Origin of the sequence: Lysinibacillus sp. NPDC096212 (assembly GCF_044763105.1) — a bacterium.
Taxonomy (GTDB): domain Bacteria; phylum Bacillota; class Bacilli; order Bacillales_A; family Planococcaceae; genus Lysinibacillus.
This window is the reverse complement of the sequence record NZ_JBIWFQ010000016.1, coordinates 19,083-32,254: the sequence shown is the minus strand read 5'-3', so window position 1 is coordinate 32,254 and position 13,172 is coordinate 19,083. Positions and strand designations below refer to the sequence as shown.

9 protein-coding genes are annotated in these 13,172 nt (G+C 37.5%); 3 read left to right on the top strand and 6 right to left on the bottom strand.

Features of this window, described 5'->3' with window-relative positions; all coding sequences use genetic code 11:
- A partial coding sequence (locus ACIQ7T_RS15960; RefSeq protein ID WP_402871476.1) for a hypothetical protein occupies positions 1-245 on the top strand: 245 nt, incomplete at its 5' end.
- Positions 246-312: 67 nt separating this feature from the next.
- Here ACIQ7T_RS15960 and odhB read toward each other — a convergent pair.
- From odhB to ACIQ7T_RS15935, 5 genes are all read right to left on the bottom strand, one after another.
- Entirely contained in the window at positions 313-1,545 is a 1,233-nt protein-coding gene (gene odhB / locus ACIQ7T_RS15955) for a 2-oxoglutarate dehydrogenase complex dihydrolipoyllysine-residue succinyltransferase (protein WP_370082043.1), read from the bottom strand.
- Positions 1,546-1,636: 91 nt separating this feature from the next.
- Positions 1,637-4,462, bottom strand: a complete 2,826-nt coding sequence (locus tag ACIQ7T_RS15950) for a 2-oxoglutarate dehydrogenase E1 component (RefSeq protein ID WP_402871473.1) — start codon at positions 4,460-4,462, stop codon at positions 1,637-1,639.
- A 230-nt stretch (positions 4,463-4,692) separates the two neighbouring features.
- Complete coding sequence (locus ACIQ7T_RS15945) at positions 4,693-6,078, bottom strand: sensor histidine kinase (protein ID WP_370082047.1); 1,386 nt, start codon at positions 6,076-6,078, stop codon at positions 4,693-4,695.
- Positions 6,075-6,749: a response regulator transcription factor gene (locus ACIQ7T_RS15940; protein WP_370082049.1), complete on the bottom strand. Its 675-nt coding sequence runs from the start codon at positions 6,747-6,749 to the stop codon at positions 6,075-6,077. Before ACIQ7T_RS15940 ends, ACIQ7T_RS15945 begins: the two co-directional genes overlap by 4 nt.
- 187 nt (positions 6,750-6,936) lie before the next feature.
- Entirely contained in the window at positions 6,937-8,964 is a 2,028-nt protein-coding gene (locus ACIQ7T_RS15935; protein ID WP_370082051.1) for a diguanylate cyclase domain-containing protein, read from the bottom strand.
- A gap of 554 nt (positions 8,965-9,518) precedes the next feature.
- On the opposite strand from ACIQ7T_RS15935, the gene ACIQ7T_RS15930 reads away from it, so the two are divergent.
- Entirely contained in the window at positions 9,519-10,067 is a 549-nt protein-coding gene (locus tag ACIQ7T_RS15930; protein WP_370082053.1) for a GNAT family N-acetyltransferase, read from the top strand.
- Positions 10,068-10,186: 119 nt separating this feature from the next.
- On the opposite strand, the gene ACIQ7T_RS15925 is transcribed toward ACIQ7T_RS15930, so the two are convergent.
- Entirely contained in the window at positions 10,187-11,263 is a 1,077-nt protein-coding gene (locus ACIQ7T_RS15925) for an undecaprenyldiphospho-muramoylpentapeptide beta-N-acetylglucosaminyltransferase (RefSeq protein ID WP_370082057.1), read from the bottom strand.
- A gap of 411 nt (positions 11,264-11,674) precedes the next feature.
- Here ACIQ7T_RS15925 and ACIQ7T_RS15920 point away from each other — a divergent pair, with 411 nt between their 5' ends.
- A complete protein-coding gene (locus ACIQ7T_RS15920; RefSeq protein WP_370082059.1) occupies positions 11,675-13,045 on the top strand; it encodes an MATE family efflux transporter in 1,371 nt (456 codons plus the stop codon).
- Positions 13,046-13,172 lie beyond the last annotated feature (127 nt).

Below are 13,172 nucleotides of genomic sequence, written 5' to 3'. Positions count from 1 at the left end.
TCTATCCATCGATTCGTTCTCTTTCCGTCGCTCTGGCTTTTCTTTCCGTCGATTCAGCTTTTCTTTCCGTCGCTATGAATGCTTTTTCCGTTACTTTAGCTCTTCTATCCATCGATTCGTTCTCTTACCGTCGCTCTGGCTTTTCTTTCCGTCGATTCTGCACTTCTATCCGTCGCTACGAATGCTTTTTCCGTCACTTTAGCTCTTCTATCCATCGCTTCGTTCTCTTTCCGTCGCTTTCTTAAGAGTTGCTCCATAAAAAGAAAAAAACCCTGCAAAACAATGTTTGCAAGGTTTTAATAAACTCAGGAATTAAGAATTTAATAATAAATCTTCTGGGTTTTCAAGTAGTTCTTTAACAGTTTTAAGGAAGCCTACAGAATCTTTACCATCGATAATACGGTGGTCATAAGAAAGAGCTAAGTACATCATTGGGCGAATTTCTACTTCACCATTCACTTCAACTGGACGTTTTTTGATAGTATGCATACCAAGGATACCAGCTTGTGTACCATTCATGATAGGAGTAGACATTAATGAACCGAATACACCACCATTTGTAATTGTGAATGAGCCACCTTGAAGATCAGATAAACCTAATTTTTTGTCGCGTGCTTTTTTAGCTAGGTCTGCAATTGAATCTTCAATTTCAGCAAAGTTTTTGCGGTCAGCGTCACGTACAACCGGTACTACTAAACCTTCTTCTGTTGATACAGCTACACCGATATCAAAGAAGTTGTTTAAGTGAATTTCATCACCATTGATTTGTGCGTTCACATATGGGTATTTTTTAAGCGCTGCAACTACAGCTTTTGTGAAGAATGACATGAAACCAAGTTTAGAGCCAGTTGACTCGAAGAATTGGTCTTTTTTACGAGAGCGTAAAGCCATAACGTTTGTCATATCTACTTCGTTGAATGTAGTTAACATTGCTGTAGATTGTTTTACTTCAAGTAAGCGTTTTGCAATTGTTTGGCGACGACGGCTCATTTTTTCAATTGTTACACGTGAATCATCTACAGCTACAACTGCTTTAGGTGCTGCTGCTACTGGAGCTGCTACTGGAGCTGTACCATGAGCTGCCACGTCTTGTACACGTACACGGCCTTGTGGATCTACTGGAGATACAGCAGCAAGGTCAATACCTTTTTCACGAGCAAGTTTACGAGCTGCTGGAGATGCGATTACACGCTCACCAGTAGTTTCTTCTACAACTGGAGCTGCTGCAACTGGAGCAGGTGCCGCTTGTGGTGCTGCTGCTGGTGCTACTGCTGCTGCAACTGGTGCCGCTGGAGCAGGTGCTGCACCTTCGCCAGCTTCTACTACTGCGATTACTTGACCAACAAGTACAGTATCGCCTTCTTCAGCTAAAATTTGAGTTAAAACTCCCGCTTCTTCAGAAATGATTTCAGCGTTTACTTTGTCTGTTTCAAGTTCAACGATGAATTCACCTTTTTCAACGCGATCGCCCACTTTTTTTACCCATTGTGCGATACTACCTTCTGTAATCGATTCTGCTAATTCAGGGACTTTAATTTCAGCCACTTTCATTTCCTCCTTTAATTAACGTGCATTATGCACATAAAAGGGCTACTGCCTCAGCAAGTAGCCCGGCTCTCAAAAATTTAATATGTGATTATTTAACCTTTACAGGCTCAGCAACTGCTTCTTCTACAAGTGCGGCTTGAGCTGCTTTATGAGAATCTGCATCACCTTCAGAAGTCGAGCTCATTGCAGGACGGCCTACATAACGTAGCTTTTTACCTTCTGAAAGGTCGTGTAATGTTTCTAATGCATAATTCCAAGAACCTTGGTTTTTAGGTTCTTCTTGTACCCAAACGATTTCTTTAACATTAGGATACTTTGCAATAATACCAGCAACTTGCTCTTTTGGGAATGGGTAAAGTTGTTCTACACGAGCAATGTGTAGGTGATCGAAGCCTTCACCATCTTTAATACGGTCTGCAATGTCGATCATTACTTTACCTGAACCTAATACAATGCGTTCTACAGCTTCAGTTTTTGAACCTAGACCTGGTTGTTCAATTACTTCTTGGAATGAGCCATTTGCTAATTGATCAGCATTTGCTGCAGCTAATGGGTGACGAAGTAAGTACTTAGGTGATACAACTACAAGTGGGCGAACGCCTTCTGTACCTAATAATGCTGCTTGACGACGTAATAAGTGGTAATAGTTACCTGCGTTTGAGCAGTTTGCTACGAACCAGTTATTTTCAGCTGACATTTGTAAGTAACGTTCCATACGGCTTGAAGAGTGTTCTGGACCTTGACCTTCATAACCATGTGGTAAAAGAATAACTAGACCAGATTTTTGACCCCATTTAGCACGTGCACCTGAAATAAAGTTATCAAACATAACTTGTGCCATGTTAGCAAAGTCACCAAATTGAGCTTCCCAAACTGATAATACATGGCCATTTTCTAAATTGTAACCATATTCAAAGCCCACTACCCCAGCTTCTGTAAGTGGAGAGTTGTGTACTGAAAATGATGCATTTGCACCTGAAATATGGTGAAGTGGCGTGAATAAATTACCATTGTTTTTGTCATGTAACACTAAGTGACGTTGAGAGAACGTACCACGTTGTGCATCTTGACCTGTAAAACGTACTGGTGTGCCATCTTGAATAATTGTTGCATAAGCTAAAGTTTCTGCATGACCCCAGTCGATTTTTGCAGAAGCAAATGCATCACGGCGTTTTTCTAAAATTTTGCCAAGTTTTTTCTGTGGTTCAAAGTTTTCTTCAAACACTAAAAGCTCTTCATTAATTTTTCCTAGACGTTCCGCACCAACTGCTGTATCAATTTGTGGGAATTCTACTTTTAATTCTTCTGGCATTTCTAAATGTTTGTGTTCATCTTTATCTGCCATTTCTTTTACATGATCATAAGCTGCTTGCATTTCTGCATAGATAGCTTTATCTAATGCTGCAACTTCATCAGCAGAAACTACACCCTCAGCTGCTAATTGAGCGCCGTATAAAGCACGAACTGGCTCATGTTTAGAAACTAATTTATATGTTTCAGGGTTTGTTACAGTTGGATCATCCGTTTCATTGTGACCATGACGACGGTAACCGATAAGGTCAACGATGATATCTTTACCGAATTTTTGACGGTAGCTAGCTGCGAAACGACCTACTAAAGTTACAGACTCAGGGCTATCTGCATTTACATGCACAACTGGTACTTCATAACCTTTTGCAGGGTCAGAAGAGTAAACAGATGAACGAGAGTCTTGTAGTTCAGTTGTAAATCCAATCATGTTATTAGCAATGATGTGAACTGTACCACCAGTAGTGAACCCTTCAGTTTTTGCAAAGTTTAATACTTCTGTTACGATCCCTTGACCTGGGAACGCAGCGTCACCATGCACAAGAATACCTAATCCTTTTGTACGGTTATGGACAGCTTGCCCTGGTTTAGAAGTGTCATCTTGTGCTGCACGTGCAGTACCTAAAACAACAGGATTTCCAACTTCTAAGTGAGATGGGTTGTAAGCAAGTTTAACATTCATACCAGATTCACGCATATATGAAGCACCCATGTGATACTTAACATCACCAGTCCAGCCTTTAGTTATTTCAAGGCGACCGTTTTCTGGGATAAATAATTCATTAGAAACATGTGCAAAGTCAGAGAACATCATATCGTATGGTTTATTTAAAATGTGTGTTAACACATTTAAGCGACCACGGTGGGCCATACCAATACGTACATTTTCAACGCTATTTGTTTCAGCTGTTTTCAAAATTTCATCGAATAGGACGATTTGAGTATCTAAACCTTCACCAGAGAAACGCTTTTGACCTACAAAAGTTTTATGAATAAACTTCTCGAAGTTCTCAACACGAGTTAAACGATCTAATAAAGCTTTTTTCTCATTAGAAGATAATGATTGTTTAAATGAACCTGTTTCAATTTGTGCTTGAATCCAATCACGTTCTTCTGTTGCTACTACGTGATTATATTCAAATGCTACTTTATCTGTATAAACAGATTTTAAGTAATCGATTGCATCTTTACCATTTTTCACGTTTGCTGGCACATCTTTGAAGAAGACAGCTGCAGGAATTTCAGCTAAATCTGCAGCGCTTAAGTTGAACGCGCTTTCTTCAATTTGAGCTGTTTGTAGTTCACGGTTTTTCAAAGGATAAATATCTGCCGCTAAATGACCGTTTGTACGGATTGCATCTGCTAATTTCACAGCTGCTAACACTTTCTTGTAATCGCCAGCAGGAGCTGCTGCTGCATTACTAGCTACAGCTACTTCACCTTCTACTACTACTGGTGCACCAAATTGTTGGAATAATAATACTAACTCCGGTTCTACTTCTTCAGGAGACTGTAAGAATAAGTCGTATTGCTCCATCACATATCCTAGGTTAGGACCAGAGAAAGCTGACCATGGAGAACTTACAGTTGTAACGTTGTTCGACATGAAAAATGACCTCCAAATTTTGCCTTTCGGCAGTTCCATTAATTAAATTACAATTAATTATATAATATTTTTCCGTTCTTTTAAAGGATGTTTGACATCTTATCCATTATTTAAAGAACGTTTTTTCCATCTCAATCTTACTACTCTTCACAAAAAATACAACTCTTTTTAGCAAATTAAGCAATTTCTTTCCCAAAGGATGAAATAATTAAATAAAGCATGTATTTTTCTCAATATTTCAGCGGGAATTTCAGCAAGAAAACGGTTCCAACATTTTTATCACTCTTGACTTCCACAGAACTATTGTACTTTTCAAGTAACATTTTTGTAATACTAAGCCCTAAGCCTGTACCGCCTATTTGACGATTTCTTGCCTCATCAACTCGATAAAAGCGATCGAAAATGTATGGAATGTTTTCTTCCTCTATACCAATACCATTATCTTCTATTTTTACTGACACTTCCTGTTCTAAGACAGATAGTGAAATTTGAATCTCAGGAATTTTTTCACAATAACGAATTGCATTTTCTATTATATTACGAACAATTTGGCTAAGTGCATTTTCTGTTATATATAATCGCCCTATTTCTTCATCTTTCGACAGCGATATTCGAGCATCCGGATGAAGGAGTCTTGTGTCCTCTATAACCGCTTCTATAACAGATACTGCATCAGCCTCACTTTTGATGTCCTTTTCTTCACGACGTGCAAGTTCTAGTAATTCTTCGATCATTTTACGCATTCGTGCAATTTCAGTTAATGAAGTTTCAATAGATTCCTCTAAAATTTCTGGATCATCCTTCCCCCATCTTTTCAAAAGGGATAGATGTCCTTCAATTGCCTGGATAGGCGTCCGCAGCTCATGAGAAGCATCCGCAACAAATTGTTGCTGCTTTGTAAATGAAATTTGCAATTCGTTCATCATCGCATTGTACATTTTCAATAGATCGCCAATCTCATCATGAGACGTGTAAGTTAATTGAATTGGTTCATTAAATCCTTTATCCATTACTGTTTTCATGGATGCACGTAACGCATGCAATGGCTTCATCAAATAATTGGCTAGATAATAGCCAATTGAAGCTGATAACACCAATCCTCCCACCCCCGCTATGAGCATGGCAGTTAATAAATAATGCATTAACGACTGAAACTTAGATAATGGATGAACAACTTGAATATATCCTTTGAAGAAGCCGAGCTGAATCGGTTCATTAATAACAAAGGCATCCTTTTTATCAATTGTCATTTCTACCACTTCATTCAACGCAGTTAAGGGCGCAGCCTGCGAAGTATTATTAATGCTTAAAATCTCAATACCATCTACATTAAACATTCTGACGGTTTGATCTCGATCCACAATGGTTTTTAATAGACCCGTGTTTTCTTGAATTTGCTGCACAGTAAGATTGGGTCCTTGTGACTCTAAAAAGGAAATCAAATCAGCCCTAGTTAGTTTAATCTTACTTTGTTCATCATTTATTAGCCATGTATGCAATGAAATATAAACGACAATACAAATAATCGTATAGCTAAAAAATATAACAGCACTTGATGTGAGCATCCATTTTCTTTGTAACGATTGATTGACTAAATAATCTCTTAATTTTTTCATTCGCGCATCACATACCCCACACCACGAACGGTTTCAATATAGGCATTCATATCACCCGGTAGTTTATTTCGCAAATGCCGAATATATACATCTACGACATTTGTCTCTATATCCGTATCATACCCCCAAACAGAGGTTAAAATTAGCTCTCGTGTACAAACTTTATTTTTATGCTCTATCAATAATTTAAGTAAATCATATTCTGTTTTCGTTAAATCAAGCTTTTTCCCTTGAACAAATACTTCATAGGCCGCTATATCCATTTCGATATCACGAAAATGTAATGAACCCCCAATTTTTTCATCAGGTGTCACCCGACGTATTATTGTACGAATTCTAGCTAATAGTTCCTCAATAGCGAACGGTTTTACTATGTAGTCATCTGCGCCAGCATCTAAGCCAGCTACACGATCCATTACAGCATCTCGAGCCGTTAACAATATAATGGGTACCTTTGACTGCGTGCGTATTCGACGACAAATTTCAATTCCATTTATTCCTGGAAGCATAACATCTAATAGCAACACATCAAAATTTTCAGTTGAAGCTAGCTCAAGTCCTTCTCGTCCTTCAAAAGCGACGATTACATCGTAACCCTCATGCTTTAATTCTAGCTCCACAAAACGAGCAATATGCTTCTCATCTTCCACTAAAAGTATTTTTTTAAGCATTTCTTCACCTTCTATTCTAAAATAACTATGAGGGGTTTCCTCTTTAATACTGTTATAGCATAACATCAAACAAAAAGTCTGTACCACAAGTAACTACTTGTTTGTACAGACTTTTTTAACTTCTTTCAGCAGATGTTTTGGTAGCGAAAGCGAAGCGTCAGCGGCAATTATGCCGAGGCATAATTGCTTAGGAGTCAGTAATATAGAGATTATTTTTTCCTATTTCCTTCGCTTTATATAAAGCTTGATCTGCTAATTCTAGCAATTCATTTAATGTGCGACCGTGGTCCGGATAATAAGCGATGCCAATGGAAGCAGTTGGAGCAAAGTGATGACTTTCGATGGTCCAACCTTTTTTAAGTTCATTACGAATACGATTAATAATATCCATCATTTGTGTTTGTCTCGTCTGATCATTACGAGTTAAACCTGTTAGGACGACAATAAATTCATCGCCACCCATTCGTATAACTAAATCATGGTTACGTACAGCCGTAATTAAAACTTGGCCAAATTTTCGGATAAAGTCGTCTCCCGTGTCATGGCCATACTGATCATTAACATGCTTAAAGTCATCCCCATCGATATAGAGCATAGCTAAACACTCATGACGTTCTTGCGCTTCTACCAATAGTTTCGGAAACTCCTTTTGTAAAAAACGACGATTTGGTAGTTGTGTTAACGTATCGTGATAAGCTAAATATAATAAATCATTCTCTCGTTCCTTACGATGAGTTATTTCTCGAGATACCATCATTATTTGTGAAACTTTTTCGCGCTCAGGATCATGAACAACTGTTACGTTTCCTTCAGTCCAAACAGGCGTACCGTCCTTTGCCCTCAGCAGTAGCTCAAACTGCGTTTCAGTTTGGCCCGAATAATTATTTAGAAATGTTTGCCAAGACTTCTTACTTTGTTCATCGACTATGTTACTGTAAAACTGACCTTGTAATTCTACATTTTCGTAGCCTAAGAAAATCTCATAGGAAGGTGAGGCATAAATAATGATGCCATCTTCGTTTGTAATGACAATCAAATCATTTGTATTTTCTGTAATAAGTCGGAATGTGCGTTCAATATTTTTTAATTCCGTTAACATTCTTTTCTTGTCCGTAATATCATAGTTAATGGATAAATATTGTTCTGTCTCCCCGAATTCATTATTTAATGGAACTATAGATGCTTCTACCCAAAAATCAGCATGGAATTTTGTACGGTAGCATAGCTCGCCTCGCCAAATATCCCCCGCTTTAAGTGTTTTACTAATTAATTGTAAAAAGTCCTCTGTATTGTTATGAGGCTCTATTAATTTAGAAGGTTGACCTATTAGCTCTTCAGCATTGAAACCAGTCGCATTTAAAAACAAATCATTAACTTCTAGAATTTTAGCATTACTATCCAAAACAGCAATGGCAGCTGCTGAATTTAGAGCAGCTTTAAAAACCTCTAAACCATGAGATTTTGAGCGTAACTCTGCTTTTTGTTCAGCGAATTGTGTGCAATCCTGCATGAGAAGAAAAATAGCAAAAGAATTATCCCTTTGCATAACCGGAGATAGTGAAACTAAATACATGCGCTCTTTTTTATCCAGTGTATGAAGCTTAATGAGTTTTTCGCCAATATTTTCGCCCATAGCTGCTCTTTGTAAATAGCACTGGATGTTCCCTACTTCATCTTTAGGAACAATTGGCAAATCGACGAATAATTGTTGTTTGACTGTTTCAGTATCTAATTTAAAGTCTTCCGTGAAGCTTGAGTTCACCTCATAAATAGCTCCTTCAGCTGACAAGATGACCGTAGAAAAAAAAGCATGATCAAACATTGAGCGCAGAAATAAAAACTTATCTTCGATACTACGATCATAGAGAATTTCTTTTGTTATGGCTAAAATATAGTCTTCATTATTATGTTTAAACGGTCGAACAGATGTCTCATATTTACGAACTTCAGATTTATAATAGGCATAATCCACATAATCAACTTGACTATGCTTCGTAATTGCTTGATTGTAGTTTTCTTGAATTATAGAAAAAATTTTTCGACTTGAGGTAACGGTAGAAAGCATTTTCCCAATCGCCTCATGTGATAACAAAGTTCGAGCTGCTTTATTTAAGCGAATATATTGATAATCGTCTCCCACTTTTTTCATTAAAAAGACAAAATCTTTGCCAATAAACAAATCATTAAATAAATCTTCGCTTAAAAGATATTCCATGCTGTCCCCCCATAAGTCGTTAATATTAATATAGAATTTTTATATAGCTTTTGTATATACAAAAAAAATCAATACTACTATTATAACATAATTTAAAAGAGTCACCCTTCTCGAATTGGAAAAATTTTATCCTTTTAAGGCTATTTTTTGATATTTTACCTCTTTAGATGAAATAACGTAATCCTAAAGAAACACTTTTTAAATATTCCTACTCAAAAAATTGATATTTTAGACTTAATGCTTCCCAAAATTTTTTAATAAACAATTTTTACCTATCTATACAATTATTTATTTTTCAGAAATTACTGCCCGGAAAACTTATTTTATGTTCCAGCGAGGAAAATGATTGCATAAAGCAGTATGATTGTTATATTATATTAAAAAAACTAGCCTTTTTTCGGTATGGTCGAAAAATCAGTAAGACAGCGGGAGATTATGGATATCATAGTTTTAACGTCTAGTTCTTTGGGTTTTAATTCCAGTACGAATTTTAGTTTTCTTCTTTATGTTTTAAAGGAATTGTTTTAACTACCCTAGTAAAGGAGGCGTTTCGTATGCTTAAACATCGAGACCTACATGAATGTACAGAGCTTTATGAGCTATTATCACACCCTTCTGTTTTCCCTTTTGTCCGTCAAAAAGCCACATCAGCTGATGAGTATTGGTTTATGACAAAACAACTGATTGAAGAAGAATCAAAGGGACTCGCTATTTCAAGGACAATTACTGATGATTGGGGTCAACCAATCGGCACCATTAGCATTCATGATGTGGAGGATGGTGCAGGCTTTTTAGGAACGTGGATTGGACTCCCTTATCAAGGGCAAGGTTATAACCAAAAAGCGAAAATGCTTTTTTTGAATGAACTTTTTTTTGACTATAACTTCCATACGGTATTTCTCCGTATTCGTGTTGAAAATATAAAATCACAGCGTGCAGCTTTAAAGCTACCCTATGTTATGAGTGCGAATGAAAGTCACCCAACATTATTAACACAGGTTAACAGCGGCGAGGCGCAATTTAATTTATATAAAATTCCAAAAGACTTGTTCTATCTTACAACAGCCAATCAAATGGCAGAAGGCGAAGAACAAGCGATGTAATCTACTTTGAATTTTCATAAAAAAAAGCTATGTGTTCTGTCTTAATGACAGGCACATAGCTTTTTTTATGTTTTTGCTCCATATAATTGCAGTATTGCAATAGGCACTGACTACTAAACCTACTTTTTATATTGTAAAATCAATTTCGCCATTTCTTCTGGCGTCTTCGGTCTTTGTGTTTTCTCCATAATTGCAACCATTTCTGCTTTTCGCTCCGTTAACACATGAACCGATTTTTTAAAGGATTCCTTTGTTAACTCTTCCTCTTGTAATACTTCCGCGTAACCCTGTCTTTTAAATAAGTTGGCATTTAATATTTGGTCACCACGACTTTTTTGTGCAGATAATGGCACTAATAACATCGGCTTGTGAAGTGCTAAAAATTCAAAAATCGAATTAGAACCAGCACGTGAGACGATAAAGTTTGCCGCATGTAATAAATCCGGTAATTCTGTTGTTACATATTCAAACTGCTTGTAACCTGGCGTAGATTCTAATGATTCGTCGTAATTTCCTTTACCACATAAATGAATGATCTGAAACTGTTTTACAAGATCCGGTAAATTTTGACGAAGCGCGTCGTTCAAGACAACTGAGCCTAGACTCCCTCCCATCACAAGAAGAACAGGTTTTAATGTTGTAAAGCCACATAATGATAACCCTTTTGCTCGATCTCCCATGAATAACTCTTGGCGAATAATGGAGCCTGTGCATGTTGCCTTTTCTTTCGGTAAGTGCTGTAATGTTTCTTCAAAAATCGTAAAGATGTGTGATGCAAATGGTAGCGCAATTTTATTGGCCAAGCCAGGTGTAACATCTGATTCATGAATGACTACAGGAACACCAGCAAGTTTGGCAGCCATGACAACGGGTACAGAAACAAAGCCACCCTTTGAAAAAATTACTTGGGGCTTCACTTTTTTGATAATACGAAAAGCCTGCATAATTCCAGCAAGCACTTTAAAAGGATCTGTAAAATTTTTCATTGAAAAATAACGACGCAATTTTCCACTTGAAATACCGTAAAACGGAACACTTGGAAACGCCTCGCCTATTAATTCTTTTTCAATGCCCTCGTCTGAGCCAATATAGTGGACATCATAACCTAGCTCTTGTAAAGATGGGAGTATCGCTTGATTGAGCGATACATGACCAGCTGTCCCTCCACCGGTTAAAATGATTGTTTGTTGTTTCACATTAATTCTCCTATTCCATCAATTCGGCCTCGGCATAATTGCGTCCGGGATCGGCTTTGTACTTAGGCAGTTAGCCGTTGTCGCTTGGATGCGATGATTTTTTTAGGCTAACATCCTTATTAACTACTTTCCGATTCTGTGACATCCGCTTGTAGCCATACTACTTTTTGTATACAGTCTTTTATTTTACTATATGCGAACGAAAAGATATAGATGAAGCTTTTAATTTCTTTCATCAAATGTCTTATGACCGAAAGCGTAGCGACAGGCACAAATTTCTTATGTAACGAAAGCGAAGCGGCAGGTAGAGGTATCCAAGCATCTGTTGAAAGAAATAAAATTTTCAGCCTTCTCCTATTTTTTTATGCTATACTCATTAATTAAATATATTAATGAAGGAAGATATACACTATGAATCAAACAACTACGTTAAAAGAAAAATATGCGCTAATATTAAAAATTATCGTACCCATTTTAGTCACACAAGTAGCTATTTATCTTATTTCTTTCTTCGATATTTTAATGTCGAGTCGGTATGGTACCACTGACTTAGCTGGAGTGTCAATTGGCTCCTCTATTTGGATGCCTATTTACACAGGTTTATCTGGCATTCTCCTTGCGATTACACCTATTGTCTCACAGCTTGTTGGAGCTAAAAAAGAACTGGCCGCAAAGAAGGCTGTTCAGCAAGGAATCTATATAGCCATCGTACTATCGGTACTAATTTTCATTGGATTATTAGTCGGCATTGATTGGATTCTCGGCAATATGAATTTAGAAGCCTCTGTACATACTATTGCTAAATCTTATATTCATGCGATGTGCGCAGGTCTTATACCACTCTTTTTATTTTTTGTCATGCGTTGCTTTATCGATGCGCTTGGACAAACTCGCGTCACAATGATTATTACATTACTTGCAACGCCGATTAATATTGCGTTGAATTATATTTTTATTTTTGGCAAGTTTGGAGCTCCCGAACTTGGCGGAATCGGTGCAGGCGTTGCAACGGCGATTACATACTGGCTAATTTTCTTAATCACAGTTTGGATTATTGCAAAACGCGTGCCCTTTGAACGCTTCCGCCTATTCCATGACTGGCCAAAATTAGAATGGCTTCGTTGGAAGGAGATTTTAATCATTGGTGTCCCGATTGGAATATCTTTATTTGTAGAAACGAGTATTTTTTCTGCTGTCACGATGATGATGAGTAGCTTTAGTACAGCAATTATCGCAGCTCATCAAATAGCTTTAAATTTCACTTCCCTACTCTATATGGTGCCACTTAGTATTTCGATGGGCGTTACGATATTAGTAGGGTTCGAAATAGGCGCTAACCGAATGCATGATGCTAAACTCTACAGCTATTTATGTGTTGGCACCGCGATTTTATTTAGCTTTATTTCAGCTTGTATCCTTTTTATCCTTCGTGAGCCAGTTGCCAATATGTATACAACTGATGGAAAAGTGCTAGAATACGCCGGTCATTTTTTAATTTATGCGGCCATTTTCCAGCTATCTGATGCTATCCAAGCGCCCGTACAAGGAGCTTTGAGAGGTTACAAGGATGTTACAATGACCTTTATCATGGCGATCATTTCGTATTGGATTATCGGCTTGCCTGTCGGATATGTACTGGCCACTCACACAGACTTCGGACCGTTTGGCTACTGGGTTGGGCTAGTTGCAGGTTTGACTACAGGAGCAATTACTTTATTAATACGTTTAATACTTGTTCAAAAAAGATTTAAAAGCACGGCCAAAGCAACAATAGCAAACTAGACATGTTCTAGTTTGCTTTTTTTCATTGAAAGAAGTAGCTATCCTCCTAAAGAACGCGGAAGAAATATTAAAAATAGCGGCTAATCAGACGCCCCCAAAAAAGCGCCCAGTTGAAACGGAAATCAAC